The following is an 18,649-nucleotide window of genomic DNA, read 5'->3' as shown; positions in this document are numbered from 1 at the left end:
ATAGTTCGCTCCTTTATATAATCAATAATTTCTCTTATTTCCCTTTTTTACAAATTCCCAATCTTTTTCTATATTTTTTCTTACTCTTTGAAGAAGGTTAGAAATAGTTTCCGCTTCCGTTTCGGAAAACCCCTCTAATGCAACAGTATTGGAATAATCATTTTCTCTCTTAATAAAAGGATAGACATTTTTTCCTTTTTCTGTCGGGAAAAGCTTTTTAATTTTCTTGTTCGATTCATCTTCTTTCTTTTCGATAAATCCATTGATTTCAAGCTTTTTGATAGAACGGGCTGCTGTTGTACGATCTACTTTTATCATCTCAGATAACTTTTCTTGAATGATTCCTGGGTTTTCACATATTCTCACAAGGTACAAATACTGACCTTTTGTAAGCTCATATTCTTTAAATTCTATATTGCTAATAGAATCTAATGCCCTTGCAATCATGCCAATTTCACGAAGAATTTCTTTCATAATGAACTCCTTCTTTTTTGGTTTTTTTATTGCAAATGCAACAATTTGAAGTTACATTTAATATAAAATATTTTTATTGTAAGTGCAACAAAAATGACGATGAAAAGGTTGATTAAAATGAAGTATGTTTTTTATGTATTAGGAATTTTAATATTAACCCTAGGTATTTCTTTCACAATACAATCAGATTTTGGCACTTCACCTTTTGATGCACTTTTAGTAGGACTTTCTTTAAATGTAGGGCTTACTGTGGGAAGCTGGGAAATAATAATAGCTTTATTATTAATATGTTGTAATTCGATATTAAAAAGACAAAGACCAGAGGTACTAGGGTTATTAACAGCATTCATAACGGGTATTGGTATTGATGTATGGCTATTTTTATTACGCAATTTAATTACACCTGAAATATGGTACAGTAAAATGATTTATTTTGGAATCGGATTAGTTATTACAGGATTAGGAACTGCGATATATATACAAACAAATTTCGCTCCCATTCCAATTGACCGATTAACTTTAATCATACAAGAATTAACTAGAACGAATATCTTTATAGCACGAACATTTATTTACCTTATATTCTTAATAATGGCAACGATTTTACATGGACCAATTGGTATTGGAACTATATTAACCGTTTGTTTAGGTGGGCTATTACTGAATTTCTTTATGCCACTTACTAAAAAAGTATTAGATCACTTATTCGTACACCAGAGTACATCACCAAGTTATAAGAAAAATAAAGCAGCTGACCACAATGATAACAAGAGTATCTTCTAAGGAATCCTTTTCTTTTTCTTGCAAAAAATCCAATTGTTTCTTAATGTAGTGATGTAGAAGGATGAACAAGAGAGGGTTTAATGAAGATGATACATATTTTATTAGCTGATGACGATAAACATATTAGAGAGTTGTTACATTACCATTTACAAAAAGAGGGGTTTAAAGTTTTTGAGGCGGAAGATGGAAAGGTAGCGCAAGAAGTATTAGAGAAGGAAAATATTCATCTTGCGATCGTAGACATTATGATGCCGTTCGTTGATGGCTATACGTTATGTGAAGAAATTCGTAAGTATCATGATATTCCTGTTATTTTATTAACGGCGAAAGATCAGTTAGTTGATAAAGAAAAAGGATTCATTTCTGGTACAGATGATTATATTGTAAAACCATTTGAACCAGCTGAAGTTATTTTCCGTATGAAAGCTTTATTACGCCGTTATCAAATGCTAAGTGCAGACATAATTACACTTCACGGGACGACAATTGATCGTAAAGGTGTTGAAGTAAAGTGTAACGGGCAGACGATTTTGCTTCCATTAAAGGAATTTGAGTTATTATCACAACTTGCTAGCTATCCTGGAAGAACATTTTCAAGAGAAGAATTAATTGAGCTAGTATGGGGAATGGATTTTGAAGGGGATGAACGAACAGTTGATGTTCATGTGAAAAGGCTCCGAGATCGTTTCTCAAAACGAACGGATGATTTTCAAATTACAACAGTACGCGGACTCGGGTATAAGTTGGAGCTGAAATAAAATGAAATCATTATATTCTAGATTTGTATTTATGACAGTCGGTATTATGCTACTTAGTAGTATTATCGGCTTTTTATTAACGAACGTATATTATCAAGTGAAGTTAAAACCGTATAACAGCGAAAAGATTTTAAAGTATGCGGAAGAAGTTAAGTCATTATATGAAAAGCAAAGCGAAGAAAATCAAGAGGCGTACTTACAATCTATTGCGAAGTTAGGCTATGAAATTTATATTGTAGATGATCAAAAGAATGGAAAGCGTATCGGCAATGCGTTTCGTAAGACGACGATAAGTGATGATACAGTCCGTAAAGTGTTGCATGGCGAAACGTTTAATGGTGTTTCCACATATCCGACTCGTCTCTTTATTACCGGTTTTTTCGATAATGAATTAATAAATAGTGTCGGTGTACCGCTAAAGCACGGTGATAAACAATACGCATTATTTATTCGCCCTGACATTCAAAACCAATTTGGCGAGATGCGAATTTTCTTAGCGGTATTACTAGGGTTTATCGTACTATTAAGTATTATTTTTATCGCGATTGCAGCAGGTTATATCGTTCGTCCCATTCGTAAGTTCACGAATGCTACGCAAAAAATTGCGAGTGGTAAATATGAAATTGAATTAGACGTAAAACGAAAAGATGAAATTGGAACGTTATCTACAAGCTTCCAAAAGATGACGAAAAGTATTAAGGAACTAGATGAAATGAGACAAGAATTCGTTTCGAACGTTTCACATGAATTCCAGTCACCGCTTTCTTCTATACAAGGTTTTTCGAAGACATTGCAAACAGAAAAGATGAGCGTAGAAGAAAGAAACCATTACTTACAAATTATTGAGGGAGAAAGTAAGCGAATGTCTAGTTTATGTAAACAATTACTTACGCTTGCTTCTTTAGATAAAGAAGAGAAAGTGTTACAAATAAAAGAATTCAATTTGCAGAAGCAAATTAAAGACGTCATTTTTATGCTCGAATGGAAATGGCGTGAAAAAGATATCGCCGTTGAATTTGATGTGCCGGATATCACTATAAAAGGTGATGAAAACTTACTTCATCAAGTATGGAGTAACATTTTCACGAATAGCATCAAGTTTTCAAATGATGATGGGACCATTGAGTTTTTTGTCGAAGAGTTAGAGTCTAGCGTTATAATCTCTATATCCGATAATGGAATCGGAATGGAAAAAGAAGAAATGGATCGTATTTTTGATCGCTTCTACAAAGTAGATACAGCAAGAGCAAGAAATGTAGAAGGCAGCGGTTTAGGGTTATCGATTGTGCAGAAGATTGTTGAACTGCATAACGGAAACGTTTCGGTATATAGCACGAAAGGGGAAGGGACGACTGTTCGGGTGGAGCTTCCAAAATAGAGGGAAGAGGCTGTTTGGGAACGGCCTCTTCTTTTTGTCGTTTTTTGTCGGTAAATCGATATAATCGAAAAATCGCTGATATAATTTGAGTTGCGCCGATATATTGTGAAAATCGCCGATATAATTCGAGTTGCGCTGATATATTTGAAAAATCGCCGATATAAATTTCACGTACTCTCATTCCTGCTATAAAGCCGCACCTTTCCCGCGCTCTTCCTTAAACTGAACCCCAAAGGTATCCGCTGTAATTTCATCAGCTTTCGGCAATGCTCGTAATTTCGGATGGAGTAGCCATACGAGAGAAATAAATAAAATCCCGATGCTAGCGAGTGCGAAAATGAGTTGGCTACTAAATACATTTGCGGTGTATCCACCAATTAAAGAACCGATTGGCATAGCAATTGTGCCCATACTTCGCATAACTGAGTTGATGCGTCCAATATATCGATTTGGAATTAAAATTTGACTAATTGTCGCAAATAATATGTTGGTTGCACCAATCGGTACCCAAGCTAGGCCGAATAAGAAAATAGATAACCATTGAAACGGTACAACCGTAGAGAGAAACCAAAAGATAGCACCAGTCGCAAAGCTAATAATAGAAGCGCGGCCAACGTTACGTTTGCCAACCCATGAACTGAATAATGCTCCAATTAAACTACCTGCTGATATAGCAGCTAAGAAGAAACCATATGATTTCACACCACCTAAAGAATCAGCGAAAGAAGGGAGTATCGCCATCGTCATACCGATAGAAAAATTGGCAACAACTGAACCGATTAAGAAGACGCTCATTAATGAACGAAAGACGATTGAAAAGCCTTCTTTTAAATCAGAGAAATATTGTTTAGTTGAAAGTGATGTGCCTGTTTCAGTTTGCTGTGGCATTTTCAATGAAGAGAACAAAAGGGCAGTAATCGCAAAAGTAAAAGAGTCAATTACATATAAAGTAATGGCGCCAAATAGTGCTACTAATATGCCAGAAAGCGTCGTGCAAATTAAATCAATGCCTTGATATGCAAATGAAAAGAGTGAGTTTCCTTTTAATAGTTGTGTTTTATGCAGTAGAAGTGGTAAAGCTTTTGATTGTGCGGGATAGGCAAATTGTTCGATAAAAGCTACGATTGGCATAATGATGAGTAGTAATTGGACGGTTAGTAGGTCGAAGTAGTGTGTAATAGGAATGATTAATATAAGAATGCATTGCAGTACTTGTGTGATGACGAGGGTGTTTTTAATTGGCCATCTATCAACGAATGGACCGGTAAGAAATTGTAATGCAGAAGGTAGTAACGTAAGGAAACCAGCCAATCCAGAATAAAAAGGATTACCACTTAGCTTATATACGAGCCACATCGCGGCTACATAATACAAGCTATCTCCTATGTTTGTAAAAATTCTCCCTAAAAATAATAAGAGGAAATTCCGGTTTTTCAATATGTCCATTTAATCTACTCCTTTATAATAAAGTGAAACTTTAATCAGTGGGAGGTTCATCCCCACTGATTATTAGCTCCCACCAATCGGACGTTTACGGGCAGTTAATCTCCCACTTAACTTCTTTTTTTAGTTGAATTTTGAGGTTGGAGTTTTACTGCCCGTTAATGTCGGATAAATTTATTCGGTAAAATAAATTTGACCGTTTATGTAAAAAAAATCGTATTACGATTTTTCTTCTTCTTTAACAAATTGCTGCATTGTTCTCTCTGCGATTTGAAGTGCAGTAGTAGAAATATAATAAGGTTTACTATTCGGATCTTTATCTGCAGCTTTTGTGATTTCTTTTAATTCAGACATTAATTCATAAAACTTTTTTACCCACACTTGAAATTGTTCTGGCGTAGCATCAAACTCCCAGCAAGATGAAACGTAATTCCACTTAGCTGGGTCTTCACTTGCATTTCGTAATGTAAAAGCTTCCTCTGGTGCAGCGAGAATTTGGCTTTTCGTTCTTTCTATCATTTGTAAAAAGATTTGGCGACCTGATTCGCTTAATATTTCTAAATGAGGTAATAGATCTGTGGCAGGGGTGAAGCCTTTAGCGACAGATTGATAAAACTTTTGAACAATGCCATTCTTTTCTTCTGTATAAACAATCTCTATAAGATCATTCTTTTCTAATTCTTTTAAATGATAATGAATTTTCGCCCTTGAAATGCCGAACTTCTCAGATAGTAATTGTCCAGTATAAGGACGTTCGCATAGACGTATCATCATTTCGGCACGTAGTGGATCGCTTAATGCTTTTAGTTGGCTATAAGTAGTTAGTGTTAATACGGGCTTCAATATGATCAACTCCTTGAATAAATTTACTCGGTCAATATTATTTGACTGAATTGTATCAAGGATCCTATTTATTTTCAATGCTTTCTGAAAATTTAATTTTTCCTCTGTAATCTTCTGTTCATATTCCGTTCATATTTCTTTTTTATGATAAGTGCATAGAAAGAAAGAGGAAGGAGCGAGCGAAATGTTTTTAGCTCTGCGTGAATTGAAACAATCAAAATTAAGATACGGATTAATCGGACTGATTATGGTGTTATTATCATTTTTAGTCCTCGTTATTTCAGGATTAGCAAATGGATTATCGTATGATAATGCTTCATCGATTCAAAATATGGAGGCAAATAAGTTCGTTTTAGCAGATGATGCGGAAAATAAATTACTTCGTTCGCAAATTAAGAAAGACGATGTAGATAACGTAGTCAATCAAGCAAGCGAGAAAGAGGCCGTTCCGTTTCGCGTGAAAGTTTCAACGTATGAAAAGAAAGATAGTTCGAAAAAAGTGGATATCGCTATTTTCTCAAGTGAACGCGATACATTTTTAGAACCGAACATTGTAAAAGGTGAGAAATTAGGTACAGCAAATAATGAAATGGTTGCTGACGAATCGATTAAAGAAAAAGGAATCGATATTGGAGATACAATTATTGATCCTGTTTCAAAGAAAGAATTTACAATCGTTGGATTTACGAAAGACCAAATGTTTAGCCATACACCAGTCGTATATGTAAATGAAGACGTATGGGGTGCTATTTCACAACCGAACCAAAAAGATTATAGTGCAATTGCGCTGAATACAGATAAAGAAATTAAAAATGCTCACGTTATTGATAAAAAAGAAGTACTACAAAGTATTCCAGGGTTTAAAGAAGAGCAAGGAACGTTAACGATGATCATTGCATTCTTACTTGTAATCGCTGCGTTATTAATCGGTGTATTCTTCTACGTCATTACACTGCAAAAAACACAGCAATTAGGTGTATTAAAAGCGATTGGTACAAAGAACTCGTATTTAGCAAATAGCTTAGTCGTGCAGGCGTTATTCTTATCAGTCGTTGCGATGATAATTAGTATCGTTCTTGTACAAGGATTAGAACAAATTTTACCGGCAGGTATGCCGTTCTTATTAACAACACCGATGATTGCACAATATGCAGCAATCTTTATCGTCATTAGTATTTTAGGAACACTTATTTCGTTATATCAAGTATTAAAAGTTGATGCGCTAGAAGCAATTGGAGGCGGGATGTAATGACTTCATTATTAAAACTAGACAAAGTAAGTAAAGTGTATGGAGAAGGGAATACGGAAGTAACAGCCCTTCATCCGATATCGCTTGATGTAAAAGCTGGAGAATTTATCGGAATCGTCGGTCCTTCTGGATCAGGGAAAAGCACGTTATTATCAATCGCGGGTGCACTATTATCACCGTCAAAAGGGGATATTTACATTCGTGAGCAAAATATTACGAAGTTATCGGAAAAGGAAATGACAGACATTCGTTTGAAAAAAATCGGTTTCATTTTCCAGTTTGCAAACCTTGTTCCATATTTAAATGTAAAAGAGCAATTACTGTACATTGCAAAGCTGAAAAAAGAAAACAAACAAGAATCAGAAAAGCGTGCAAATCATTTATTAGCAGCATTTGGATTAGGAGAAAGAAAAAATCATTATCCAAATCAACTATCTGGTGGGGAAAAACAAAGGGTGGCAATTGCTCGAGCGTTCATGAACAACCCAGATTTAATATTAGCAGATGAACCAACGGCAAGCTTAGACTCAAAACGCGCACGTGAAGTCGTAGAAATGATGAAACGCGAAGTGAAAGAAAGCCAAAAAGCAGCTATTATGATTACACATGATGAAAGAATGCTTGATGTATGTGATCGTATATTGACGCTTCGAGATGGACAGTTAATATAAAGGAAAGGCCAACCGTACATGCGGTTGGCCTTTGTATAATTGTTTTTAATAAGTATAATGGCTTTATTTTGAGAATAACGTTTTAATTTTATTTCGTGTCACTAATAAAATCCCGCCTAATACAGATAACATACCTAAAGCCATATTATTTGATTGCTCACTACCAGCGTTAGGAAGTTCTCTAGCATTATTGTTTGCATTTGTAGTACCGGTCTTTGTTTCTGTTTGTTTCGATTGAGATACTTCATTGATCTTGTTATCTACATTTTGCTTCGTTGTATGTATCTCAGCTAATTTGTCATCAATTTTTTTCTCAGTATGTTTAAAGTCGTTGATTTTAATATCTAAGTCTTGTTTTTTCTTTGATAAATCGTCTGAAACAGTTTGTTTCGATTGTTTAATTTCGTTAATTTTATTAATTAAATCTTGTCTAGCTTCTTGTAATGCAGCTAGTTTGTTTTTTACATCTTGTTTAGCTAGTTCTAAGTTAGCGGAAAGGCTATCTAAATTGCCTTTAATTTTCTTAAGCTCTTCTAACGTGTTACCAGTATTCGGTTTGTTTTCTTTTAGCTCAGCAAGTTTGTCCTCAGCAGTTTGTTTCGCTTTCTTTAACTCAGCTAACTTTTCATCTACTTGTTTTTTAACTTCCTTAAGTTCATTAACCTTTTGATCGATGTTCTCTTTATGTTGCTTAATTTCATTCACTTTTTCATCGACAGTTTGTTTATGTTCTTTAATCTCATTAACCTTATTATCGATATTTTGCTTATGCTCTTTTACTTCAGCAACTTTATCTTCTACTTGTTTTTTATGCTCTTTTATTTCCGCGATTTTATCTTCGGCGATTTGTTTGTCTTGCTGAAGTTTTGCATCTAATTCTTGTTTATGTTGTTTAATCTCATTAATTTTTTCATCAGCAACTTGTTTACGTTCATGTAGTTCATTCACCTTCGTATCAACATTTTCCTTAACCTTGTTAAGTTCATTCAATGTTTGATCCACGTTTTCTTTGTGTTGCTGCAATTTCGCATCTAACTCTTGTTTATGTTGCTTAATTTCAGCTAATCGCTCTCCCGTACTTTGCTGAGGAGTAGCATCATTTACTTCTGCATGAGCAGAGTTTGCGCCAGCAATCATTGCTAAAGCTAGTGTAGACGCAGCAATTGTTTGTTTTGTTTTCATATTTTGTACCTCTTTTCTTTCATATGCATGAGCTGTTTTGTGTAAAAATGAGCATATAGAAGTAGATTATCTTATCATTATATACCATGTTAGGCGCTTAGAGGAAGGATTTGCATAATAATCTATCATTATGTAATTTTGAAATTCTTTTATTTTGGAGTAGGGGACAAAACTTCAGCAAGATGAACAATTTCTTCAATAGTAAAGTGTACATCTTTACTATTGCGAATAACAAACAAATAATCAGCCTCGTTTTCTACAGGATCCACGACATCTTCGTGAAATGATTCAGCTTGTTGCCGATCGAGTACTTCTTTGAAACTAGAGTAGCTACCTCTAAAAATATTCGTACTTCGCGTGCTTCGAGCCACTCTTTCGTAAAGTACATCATCTGGAATGTCAAAATGAACGAGTATGCGTACATATTCATTTTGTGGAAATAATTCATTTAGTAAATATAGTCGTCCGTTTTTACTGCGATTGGAATTACAAATAATAAGGTGTAAACTCGTATGTTCTTTTGCATAATCAACAATGAATTTTGAAAGGCCGTGCTTAAATGTATTAGCGCCTTCAGCTGGTTGTAATTTTTCATAATGCGCGTTAATAAATTCTGCTTGGTTATCTTGATCCATAACGAAAGAGTGAGGGAACTCTTTTTCTAATTCTCTTGCAAATGTAGTTTTTCCGCTGTGTGTTTTTCCTACTGTAATAATGACGAATCGTTTCATATTGGCCTCCATGTTTATTGTTATAATCTGGAATATTCTGTGTAGATCGACAATTTTCCTGCTAGAGAATATACAAAGTGCCGAAGTGATAGTAGGCTGAAAACTTGACAAAAAAACTTATTTATGCTATAATTTACCAATATGAAAATAAAGTGTATAATAGGGTTCTCCTGGCCAGGGGAACCCTATTTTTGTTGTGAAAATGAAGGAGTGTATGTGCGTGAAAAAAGGTGAAGCAAGTATAACGTCGTTAGTATCAGCTTTCGGAAGGGCATATCATAGTGAATTTGATAATCCGAAAATCTTTGATGATTATGTAGCTAAAGAGTTCATTTCTCAAAAAGAACGTAACGACATTGAAATGAATATGGTTCAAGGAATACATTTTTTCAATACAGACATTGCACAGCAGTTTCAAGATAATCTACAAGAAATATTAAAATGGATTACACAAGTGCAATTATCACCAACACCTTTAGCACGTGCGGCATATTGTGAAAGAGTATTACTACATGAAGTTGCACTAGGCGCGAAACAATACGTCATACTCGGTGCCGGCTTAGATACATTCAGTTTCAGACACCGAGAGTTAGAAAATAAAATAGAAATATTTGAAGTGGATCATCCTTCTACACAGCAGTTTAAGAAGGAGAGAATAGAAGAAGCAGAGTTTGAAATTCCAAACAACCTTCATTTTATTTCGATGGATTTCACGAAAGGATTTTCCTATGAGCAGTTACAGAATGAAGGATTTGAAAATAAAAAGACGTTCTTTAGTCTATTAGGTGTAACGTACTATTTAACGAAAGAGGAACTTTCTAGTTTAATAGAATGTCTATTTGCGATGGTTCCAGAAGGGAGCTCTATTGTTTTCGATTATCCAGATGAAAACTTATTTACAGAAAAGGGACTGTCCAATCGAGTGGAAAATATGGTGAAAATGGCTGCAATAGGCGGAGAACCGATGAAATCATGTTTTTCTTATGCCGAAATGGAAGCACTGTTAGAGAAGGCGGGCTTACTCATTTATGAGCATTTATCGCCAAAAGACATAAATACATTCTATTTTGAAGGACGAAACGATTATTTAAAAGCTTTCGAGACGGTGCATTATGTGCATGCGGTGAAGAAGTAGGAATTAGTAGGCATGGGGAGGAATCTCTGTGTCTTTTTTTGTGGGAGAACAAGTGGGAAACATTAATAGGAAGGGAAATTCGATAATTTAAAGAATATGAAGTATGAATGTAACAAATTAAGTAGTGATGCTAAAGGAGAACAGAATGTACACAATTGGACAAGTCGCTAAATTTTTAGGTGTATCTAGGGATACTTTGAAGTTTTATGAGGAAAAAAATTTGGTCAAGCCGAAGCAAGATATTGAGAATGGGTATAGAAAATATAATCATTTTGATATATATGATATAACAACGGTCAATTTCTATAGGGAAATGGATATCGAAATAAAAAAAATTCAGGAATTAAGAAAAAGTAAGAGCATAGAGGGAATAAAAGCATTGTTGGAAGAGAAAGAAAAAGAAGTTTTAGAGGAGATAGAGTATAAAAAAGTTCTTTTAAAAAAGCTTCAAATTGTAAAAGAAGATTGCAAAAAAACAAAGCAATTCTTAGGGGAATACGTAGTAAAAGAAATGAAGCCTTTAGAAGTAAATGGAGAAATAGAGCATTTTACTGCGTATGATGAGTATGAATCTTTGAAAAAGAATACGGATCGTTTAAAAAAAGCAGTTACTTTAACATCTTTACGAAGAGTTATAAGTTTTAATGAAGAAGGTATTATAGAAGATAAATTTATAGTTGTAAGAAAAGTAGAGGAATTTGACAAAGAGTTAGAAGGGAAAATTCTATCGCATCCAAAATGTATGTATACAGTTATTGAGGATGGAAGGTGGTCAACTGGTGGGAAGAGTATTGATCATATCGTGGAATCAAGTTTAAGAAAAGCAGCAATAGAACAAGGGTATGAACTTTTGGGGCTAGTGTATATAAATATATTACTTACTACATATGAAGATGAACTTGAGCGTATATTTTTAGAAATTTATGCACCTGTAAAATAATGCAGACATGTATTGACCTGTGAGTAACCCCCAGGTTTAAGCTGAAAGTATCTGTAAATATAAATACTATTATGTTTACGAAATACTTAGTTTGAAATGGGGATTGTGCATGAATAGAGAAAAGAAACTAGTAAAACCAGTAGCGAGTTTTATTGTATTAACCAATATCATATTTTTTCCACTTTTTTGTCTTGTAGGAGCTATAAGTGTTTTGGGGTTTCCTGGATGGGTAGTTGATGTAATGTTCTGTATATCGTCTTGGTCCTCAACTTTTGCTTTTGCAATACTATTTAAAAAAATCTATCCGGGGCAGAGTTTTATCCAATTTGTAAAAGAGAAATTCAAGAATAAACTTAAATTTTCTATGATTCTTACTTCAATTATGATTCAAGCCTTCATATTTTTGATAGTTTTATTTCTCGTATCTAAAAATAGTAAAGTAGACTCTATTTTTACTGTCTCTTCATGGGGAATGCTAATCTATTTCTTTGTCAAAAACTTTCTTGCGGGGCCATTGGGAGAAGAACTAGGATGGAGAGGCTTTGCACAAATTGAGCTTCAAAAGAAGTATTCACCATTAAAAGCTTCAATAATCATTGGATTTTGGTGGGGGATGTGGCATCTACCTATTTGGTTTACTACAGGATTTGTTGGCATGGACCTAATTAAATATATTCTATTTTTTATGATCTCTATCATATCTATAAAAATCGTCATGACTGCATTTTACAACTTGAATCAGAATTTAATTATTCCAATCATTATCCATCAATTCTTTAATTTTTTTATTGGTATTATAAACGGAAATTTAATCGATTTAATTATGTATAATGCGATTTTTTATTTAATAGTTGCAGTTGTTTTAATTGTTGTGAACCCAAAGAGGGCTCTGTATGGGACGAAATGATGAAAAGTTATATAGAGATAGTCGCTGCAATACCCTCATTATATATTTTCTATCGATTGTTTGGATGAAAGAGAGAAATACTTAAAAGAGAAGTTCTTTTTTTATTATTTTTTTGAAAGGGTGAGGGGGAATGAAGGAAGGATTATCGAAATTAGCAGATGTATTAGTCAATCATTCTACGAAAGTGCAGCCTGGTGATCAAGTATTGATACAAAGTGTTACAGAAATAGATTCCGTAGTCGTTCGTGAAATTATTAAGTCGGTAGAAAAAGCGGGTGGGATATGCGCATGTATCAATGCGTGACGTTTCTGTAACGAGGCAATTAATTGTATCAGGATCAGAAGAACAATTTAAGTTATTGGCAGATTGGGAGTGTTATTGATTAAGTAAAATGCAGGTGTATATTAATCTCCGTAGCCCTAGAAATGCATACGAATTAGCAGATGTACCATCAGAAAAAATGAAGTTATATCAAAAGATATTTGGAAAAGCTCATAGTGAAGCTGTATATAAAACGAGATGGGTGACAACTCGCATTCCGAATGCGGCTTCTGCACAAGAAGTAAATATGAGCACGGAGGCTTATGAAAAATTCTACTATGATGTATGTACGCTAGATTACAACAATATGTCGGAAGCAATGGAGCCATTAAAAGAATTAATGGAAAAGACAAAACGAGTGAGGATAATTGGAGAAGGAACAGATTTGGACTTTTCCATTGAAGGAATCGGTGTTTTAAAGGGGGATGGTACGGATAATATCCCTGATGGCGAAATATATACGGCACCTGTCAAAGGTTCAGTAAATGGAGTAATAACATTTAATACAGTATCTGTTCAACAAGGTTATGCGTTTCAAAATATTAAGTTACCTATTAAGAATGGAAAAATAATAGAGGCATATGCAAATGATACAGAGCGAATAAATCGCATTCTTGATACGGATGAGGGAGCAAGATATATTGGAGAATTCGCGTTGGCTTTTAACCCCTACATACTATATCCGATGAATAATACGTTATTTGATGAAAAAATAAATGGTAGTTTTCATCTAGCAATTGGAGATTCGTTGCAAGGTGCAGACAATGGAAATGCATCAGCGATACATTGGGACTTAGTAAACATTCAAAGACCAGAGTATGGCGGGGGTGAAATTTGGTTTGATGATGTATTGATAAGAAAAGATGGACGGTTTATTTTACAAGAGTTATTTGGATTAAATGAAGAAAATTTGAAAAGGTAAAAACTACGTTTATGTAAGTAGGTTACATAAAATAATTAATCTTTTTTATAAAAACTTAAGGAAGCTAAAAGAACCCCACACACTTAAATCAAAATGTGTAGGGTTCTTCTTTTTATAGAATAAATATTCGCAGCAATACTTTGGTCAAATTCTAATTAAAACTAAAATCCGCCTTTTCTATTATAAATTTTTGTAGTTTGGAATATATCTATTTGATTAACTAAACTAGTATTTTAGGGGCCTTAACTGAAACAATATATATAACTTCATATCAATCTTGTTAATGAATTTCATTGCCCTCGGATAAAGGACAATAGTAGGTATTAGATTTTCATTACAATTTTGTAAGGTTAAGTAATGAAAATCGATAGAACTAGATATGTGAATAGGATACTCTGATTTTTGGATAGAATATTCAGAAAAAGGGGTAGAACAAATGAAGAATAGACAAAAAGCATCGATAATATGCAAAAGCATTTTATGTTTAATCATTTGCATATTGATTACGAATGAAGCATGGTTTACAAATGTGGTGAGGGCAGAATCGGGTACGTTGACTGGTAGGAGTATAGAGGATTTCAAAAAAAGCTGGATGAACAGGTACCAAAATGGCAGGGGGATTATGAGGTACCGGGGGTTGCGATAGGAATTGTGCATGAGGGACGTATTGCTTATACACTTAACTACGGTTATGTAGATAAAAAGACAAAAAAAGCGGTGAGTGATGATACTTTGTTTCAGGCTGGTTCCATATCTAAAAGTCTTACAGCGTGGGGAATCTTGCACCTTGTAGATGAAGGGCGTTTATTACTAGATGATCCCGTTGGAAAATATCTGACCAAATGGAAATTACCTAATTCAGAATTTAATAATAATGAAGTCACGATAAGAAGATTATTAAGTCATACAGCAGGGCTATCTGCACATAAAGGATACCTTGGGGTTGCACCAGGGAAATATCTTGACTCTATTGAGGAGTCTCTGTCTGGAAAAGGATGGCTTAATGAATCAGTGGAGGTTACCAATAAACCAGGTTCAGAAACAATTTACTCTGGTGGCGGATATACAATTTTACAACTTGTAATTGAAGAGGTTACCGGAATACCGTTTGAACGTTATATGGAAGAACAAATTATGAAACCGTTAGGAATGAAATCTAGTTCATTTTTACAACGTCCTGAAAACCATAACCTTTCAAAAGCTTATGGATATTTTGGAGAGGAGCTCCCTAGTTACCAATTTACCGAACAGGCTGCTGCAGGTCTTAAGACAAATGTTATCGATATGATGACATTGATACTTGCAAGCATGGATGCAAATAATAAAGGGAATGGTGTCATCAAAAATGAACGTGTTGAGGAAATGCAAAAGCCAGTATTAGGGGAGAACGGTTTAGGTATATTTGAAAAAAAACTATCTAATCAATGGAAATTACTTTATCATTCTGGTGACAATCGAGGCTGGCATTCTTTTTATGGTTTTATTCCTAATACAAAGGATGGATTGGTAATCCTTACAAATGGTGAAGGTGGTATAGACTTACGACAGGATATTTACCACGTATGGATTGAATATGAAACGGGAAAATTACCTGAAAGTTACTTCTCTTTAGCTGAGCAGAGGAAAAATAACGCCATTATATCAATTGTTATTGGAGCCACACTTAGTGTATATTTGCTACTATTTGTCATTAGATTGTACAAAGGTAGAAGAACGTTCATTTTTAAGCAAGAGAAGAAATCTTACATCGGATTAGTAGTTAGGACATTTTTACTTGTTGTTACTGCTGTTCTCATTTTTTGTGCTGCTTATTTGTGGAGAGTTTTTAGTTTGAATTCCGGTAATACAATAAATTTCATTCTAATAATGGCATGGATTATAACGCTATTAATTAGTGGATTTTTCCCGAAAATTAAAAGTAATAAAAAACAACGTATGAAACGAAAAAAATTAACATCAAAATTTACATGTATGTAATGTTAAAGGCTAGAAAGCTAGATTGGCGTGAATCACTAATTGTGGAGTGCAAAAAACAACAAAATCTCTTAAAAAACACTTAATTTTTTACTCCATCTATCTTTACAATCCCTCCTTATAATGTGAATTGGACAAGCACCTAAGAGAAAGCAGAATATGTCAGTTTGTACATTCTATTATTAGGGGGAGAATTTGTATGAAAAAGACAGTTGTTTCGTTAGCAGTTATGGCGGCATTATTGCCGACATTTTCAGCACATGCGGAAGGAAAAGAGCAAGTTCGAAAGTCAGCTACAACTTTTAACGTTATTAGTGACATTCAAGGTGATTTAGGAGATTTTGATCACGTATTAAAAGATATGAACAAAGTGACGCCGCTTTCTAGAGCGCTTATTATGAATGGGGATATAACGCCAACTGGACAACAGTCCCAATATGATGATGTGAAGCGAGTATTAAACAAAAATAAGCATCCAGAGAATGTATGGTCAACTGTTGGGAACCATGAGTTTTACGCTGGAAAATGGACAGCTGATGGGAAGCTCTCTCAAAGTACATGGCCAAATGGTGTAACGGAAGAAACGTTATTTAATCGCTATTTACAATTTAGCGGACAAGAAAAGGTGTATCATAAAAAAGAATTAGACGGTTATCCGCTTTTATTTTTAGGAACTGAAAAATATATGAAATACCACGATTCAAAAATGTGGGATGAAGTATATATGAGTGATGAGCAATTAGGTTGGTTAAAACAAAATTTAGAAGAGTATAGTCAAAAAGATAAGAATAAGCCAATTTTCATTTTCTCTCATCACGTTTTACCTGATACGGTGTCTGGATCAAGACAATCACCGTACTTACAAGATTATTTAAACGTCGATAAGTTGTACGATATATTAAAAGACTATCCGCAAGTTGTTTTCTTCACGAGTCATACGCACTGGGATTTAAACTTGCCAGACTGGGCTGGTAAAAAGAAAATTGCAGGCGGAGATAAAAAAGGGTTTACTGTTGTAAATACGGGCGGGATTGAAACGGGCTGGATGTCGGCTGGACCAAATGGAGGAGAGAAGACTGCTCCTGATGGCTATTCATTTAAACAAGGGTTGCAAGTAAAAGCATATGGTAGCGATGTAATGGTGACAGCTTATGATTACAAACGTGATAAGGAAATAAAGAAATTATTAATTAGTAATTCGAAAATTGCACAAATGGCACCAAATGTAACGGCAGATGATAGTAAAAATATAATCATCGGTGCAACGGAGTATATGGAGTACTCTGTAAAAGGAACGAACGAGTGGCTGACGTATAATCCAGAGAATCCGCCGAAATTTGAGGGGAATAAGGTTGTATATGTACGCCATAAAGGCGAAATGAATTTAGAACCAGGATTAACGCAGCTTCTTCGTTTTTCGGAAAATAAGTGATTGGAAAAGGGCCTGCTTTTTAAAGAGTGGGCCTTTTTGTGTTGTCGATTTTTGTCGGTAAGTCGATATATTTGAAAAATCGCCGATATAAATTAAGAATCGCTGATATATTTTGAAAACCGCCGATATAAGTTAAGAATCGCTGATATATTTGAAAAACCGTCGATATAAATTTCATGTACCGAAATTGAAATTTATTAATATAATTTCACGTACTGTATTGGAGTTAAAATTATTAATACAATTCCATTCACCAAAGCCGAATTCCAATACATTTTTCCCCCAGAAAGATGACTTCATCATTTTTACATGCAATAATAGTAACGTTACATACATTGTGAAAGAAGTACAAAAGGAGCGTTATTTATGAATTTAGCTAAATTCCCGAGAAAAAAATATACAGAATCATATACACCAATTGAAAAATTAAACAATTTTTCTGAAGCACTTGGTGGGCCGACTATTTATTTTAAACGAGATGATTTACTTGGTTTAACAGCTGGTGGTAATAAGACGAGAAAGTTAGAGTTTTTAGTTGCGGATGCGCAAGCAAAGGGTGCAGATACGTTAATTACAGCTGGTGGTATTCAGTCAAATCATTGCCGCCTAACACTGGCAGCTGCCGTAAAAGAAAAAATGAAATGTATTCTTGTATTAGAAGAAGGGCTTGAGCCAGAAGAGAAGCGAGATTTTAACGGAAACTATTTCTTATATCATTTACTAGGTGCTGAAAATGTAATTGTTGTACCGAATGGAGCAGATCTTATGGAAGAGATGCATAAAGTCGCGAAAGAAGTTAGTGAAAAAGGGAATACACCATATGTCATTCCAGTTGGTGGATCGAATCCTACTGGAGCGATGGGATACGTTGCTTGTGCGCAAGAAATTATGGCGCAATCATTTGACCAAGGAATTGATTTCAGTTCAGTCGTTTGCGTAAGCGGTAGCGGCGGTATGCACGCTGGTTTAATTACTGGTTTTTCTGGAACGCAAAGTAACATTCCTGTAATTGGAGTTAACGTAAGTAGAGGAAAAGCAGAACAAGAAGAGAAAGTAGCAAAACTTGTGGAGGAAACGTCAGCTCACGTTGGTATTCCAAACTTTATCCCGCGCGAAGCTGTTACATGCTTTGATGAATATGTAGGACCAGGTTACGCGTTACCAACGCCAGAAATGGTGGAAGCAGTGCAATTACTTGCGAAAACAGAAGGTATTTTACTTGATCCAGTGTATACAGGTAAAGCAGTAGCGGGACTAATAGACTTAATTAAAAAAGGCACATTTAATAAAGAAGACAACATTTTATTCGTACATTCAGGTGGTTCACCAGCGTTATATGCGAATACATCTTTATTTGCGTAAGTGTGAAAAGCATTGGGTATCCAATGCTTTTTTGTTATATAATGGAATTGTTAGAAGGTGAGAGGAGGGCGTATATGAGTTCAAGTTTAAAATGGATTATATACACGGTACTCGGCATTTCTATTTTACTCATTTCATTTGTG

General features: G+C 34.6%; 15 protein-coding genes and 2 pseudogenes. 12 read left to right on the top strand and 5 right to left on the bottom strand.

Going from position 1 to position 18,649, the window contains the following annotated elements:
* Positions 1–21: 21 nt before the first annotated feature.
* Entirely contained in the window at positions 22–474 is a 453-nt protein-coding gene (locus ACVWY7_RS14935; protein ID WP_000658991.1) for a MarR family winged helix-turn-helix transcriptional regulator, read from the bottom strand.
* Positions 475–591: 117 nt separating this feature from the next.
* On the opposite strand from ACVWY7_RS14935, the gene ACVWY7_RS14930 reads away from it, so the two are divergent.
* The 3 genes from ACVWY7_RS14930 (at position 592) to ACVWY7_RS14920 (ending at position 3,393) form a co-directional block, all read left to right on the top strand.
* On the top strand, positions 592–1,257 hold the full coding sequence (locus ACVWY7_RS14930; RefSeq protein ID WP_002080184.1) for a YczE/YyaS/YitT family protein: 666 nt from the start codon (positions 592–594) through the stop codon (positions 1,255–1,257).
* Positions 1,258–1,337: 80 nt separating this feature from the next.
* Positions 1,338–2,015 (top strand): response regulator transcription factor, encoded by a 678-nt coding sequence (locus ACVWY7_RS14925; RefSeq protein WP_000781966.1) that lies wholly within the window; start codon positions 1,338–1,340, stop codon positions 2,013–2,015.
* Position 2,016: 1 nt separating this feature from the next.
* Positions 2,017–3,393: a sensor histidine kinase gene (locus tag ACVWY7_RS14920; RefSeq protein ID WP_073525166.1), complete on the top strand. Its 1,377-nt coding sequence runs from the start codon at positions 2,017–2,019 to the stop codon at positions 3,391–3,393.
* A gap of 186 nt (positions 3,394–3,579) precedes the next feature.
* Here ACVWY7_RS14920 and ACVWY7_RS14915 read toward each other — a convergent pair whose 3' ends face one another.
* Both ACVWY7_RS14915 and ACVWY7_RS14910 read right to left on the bottom strand, forming a co-directional pair.
* Positions 3,580–4,839 carry an MFS transporter gene (locus ACVWY7_RS14915; RefSeq protein ID WP_105989445.1) on the bottom strand — a complete coding sequence of 420 codons (1,260 nt, stop codon included), beginning with the start codon at positions 4,837–4,839 and terminating at the stop codon, positions 3,580–3,582.
* Positions 4,840–5,055: 216 nt separating this feature from the next.
* Positions 5,056–5,679: an ArsR/SmtB family transcription factor gene (locus ACVWY7_RS14910; RefSeq protein ID WP_000805781.1), complete on the bottom strand. Its 624-nt coding sequence runs from the start codon at positions 5,677–5,679 to the stop codon at positions 5,056–5,058.
* 184 nt (positions 5,680–5,863) lie between these two features.
* Between ACVWY7_RS14910 and ACVWY7_RS14905 the strand changes: the two genes are divergently transcribed.
* Both ACVWY7_RS14905 and ACVWY7_RS14900 read left to right on the top strand, forming a co-directional pair.
* Complete coding sequence (locus tag ACVWY7_RS14905; protein WP_000477729.1) at positions 5,864–6,928, top strand: ABC transporter permease; 1,065 nt, start codon at positions 5,864–5,866, stop codon at positions 6,926–6,928.
* Entirely contained in the window at positions 6,928–7,599 is a 672-nt protein-coding gene (locus tag ACVWY7_RS14900; protein WP_000202586.1) for an ABC transporter ATP-binding protein, read from the top strand. The genes ACVWY7_RS14905 and ACVWY7_RS14900 overlap by 1 nt, the downstream gene beginning before the upstream one ends.
* Positions 7,600–7,662: 63 nt before the next feature.
* Here ACVWY7_RS14900 and ACVWY7_RS14895 read toward each other — a convergent pair whose 3' ends face one another.
* Positions 7,663–8,781, bottom strand: a complete 1,119-nt coding sequence (locus ACVWY7_RS14895; protein ID WP_105989444.1) for an LPXTG cell wall anchor domain-containing protein — start codon at positions 8,779–8,781, stop codon at positions 7,663–7,665.
* Between the two features lie 149 nt (positions 8,782–8,930).
* Positions 8,931–9,524 carry an ATP-binding protein gene (locus ACVWY7_RS14890; protein WP_175556165.1) on the bottom strand — a complete coding sequence of 198 codons (594 nt, stop codon included), beginning with the start codon at positions 9,522–9,524 and terminating at the stop codon, positions 8,931–8,933.
* A 208-nt stretch (positions 9,525–9,732) separates the two neighbouring features.
* Here ACVWY7_RS14890 and ACVWY7_RS14885 point away from each other — a divergent pair, with 208 nt between their 5' ends.
* From ACVWY7_RS14885 to cuyA, 7 genes and pseudogenes are all read left to right on the top strand, one after another.
* On the top strand, positions 9,733–10,647 hold the full coding sequence (locus ACVWY7_RS14885) for a class I SAM-dependent methyltransferase (protein WP_000715162.1): 915 nt from the start codon (positions 9,733–9,735) through the stop codon (positions 10,645–10,647).
* A 145-nt stretch (positions 10,648–10,792) separates the two neighbouring features.
* Positions 10,793–11,587, top strand: a complete 795-nt coding sequence (locus ACVWY7_RS14880) for a MerR family transcriptional regulator (protein WP_073525157.1) — start codon at positions 10,793–10,795, stop codon at positions 11,585–11,587.
* Between the two features lie 109 nt (positions 11,588–11,696).
* On the top strand, positions 11,697–12,494 hold the full coding sequence (locus tag ACVWY7_RS14875) for a CPBP family intramembrane glutamic endopeptidase (protein WP_105989443.1): 798 nt from the start codon (positions 11,697–11,699) through the stop codon (positions 12,492–12,494).
* A 130-nt stretch (positions 12,495–12,624) separates the two neighbouring features.
* Positions 12,625–13,738: pseudogene (locus ACVWY7_RS14870) on the top strand (aminopeptidase).
* 436 nt (positions 13,739–14,174) lie between these two features.
* Positions 14,175–15,715, top strand: a pseudogene (locus ACVWY7_RS14865) (serine hydrolase domain-containing protein).
* Between the two features lie 196 nt (positions 15,716–15,911).
* Positions 15,912–17,144, top strand: coding sequence for a DUF4073 domain-containing protein (locus ACVWY7_RS14860; protein WP_144508008.1), 1,233 nt, complete (start codon positions 15,912–15,914; stop codon positions 17,142–17,144).
* Positions 17,145–17,510: 366 nt separating this feature from the next.
* Positions 17,511–18,506: a D-cysteate sulfo-lyase gene (gene cuyA, locus ACVWY7_RS14855; protein ID WP_001046595.1), complete on the top strand. Its 996-nt coding sequence runs from the start codon at positions 17,511–17,513 to the stop codon at positions 18,504–18,506.
* Positions 18,507–18,649: the final 143 nt, after the last annotated feature.

This window comes from Bacillus sp. TE9106W (assembly GCF_054062215.1).
The sequence above is the reverse complement of the archived record's forward strand: the minus strand, read 5'-3'. Positions and strand labels throughout refer to the sequence as shown.

What these genes read in the sequence shown, in the direction of transcription:
- ACVWY7_RS14935 (WP_000658991.1), bottom strand. Translation starts at nt 474, where the DNA reads ATGAAAGAAATTCTTCGTGAAATTGGCATGATTGCAAGGGCATTAGAT.
- ACVWY7_RS14930 (WP_002080184.1), top strand. Translation starts at nt 592, where the DNA reads ATGAAGTATGTTTTTTATGTATTAGGAATTTTAATATTAACCCTAGGT.
- ACVWY7_RS14925 (WP_000781966.1), top strand. Translation starts at nt 1,338, where the DNA reads ATGAAGATGATACATATTTTATTAGCTGATGACGATAAACATATTAGA.
- ACVWY7_RS14920 (WP_073525166.1), top strand. Translation starts at nt 2,017, where the DNA reads ATGAAATCATTATATTCTAGATTTGTATTTATGACAGTCGGTATTATG.
- ACVWY7_RS14915 (WP_105989445.1), bottom strand. Translation starts at nt 4,839, where the DNA reads ATGGACATATTGAAAAACCGGAATTTCCTCTTATTATTTTTAGGGAGA.
- ACVWY7_RS14905 (WP_000477729.1), top strand. Translation starts at nt 5,864, where the DNA reads ATGTTTTTAGCTCTGCGTGAATTGAAACAATCAAAATTAAGATACGGA.
- ACVWY7_RS14900 (WP_000202586.1), top strand. Translation starts at nt 6,928, where the DNA reads ATGACTTCATTATTAAAACTAGACAAAGTAAGTAAAGTGTATGGAGAA.
- ACVWY7_RS14895 (WP_105989444.1), bottom strand. Translation starts at nt 8,781, where the DNA reads ATGAAAACAAAACAAACAATTGCTGCGTCTACACTAGCTTTAGCAATG.
- ACVWY7_RS14890 (WP_175556165.1), bottom strand. Translation starts at nt 9,524, where the DNA reads ATGGAGGCCAATATGAAACGATTCGTCATTATTACAGTAGGAAAAACA.
- ACVWY7_RS14880 (WP_073525157.1), top strand. Translation starts at nt 10,793, where the DNA reads ATGTACACAATTGGACAAGTCGCTAAATTTTTAGGTGTATCTAGGGAT.
- ACVWY7_RS14875 (WP_105989443.1), top strand. Translation starts at nt 11,697, where the DNA reads ATGAATAGAGAAAAGAAACTAGTAAAACCAGTAGCGAGTTTTATTGTA.
- ACVWY7_RS14860 (WP_144508008.1), top strand. Translation starts at nt 15,912, where the DNA reads ATGAAAAAGACAGTTGTTTCGTTAGCAGTTATGGCGGCATTATTGCCG.
- cuyA (WP_001046595.1), top strand. Translation starts at nt 17,511, where the DNA reads ATGAATTTAGCTAAATTCCCGAGAAAAAAATATACAGAATCATATACA.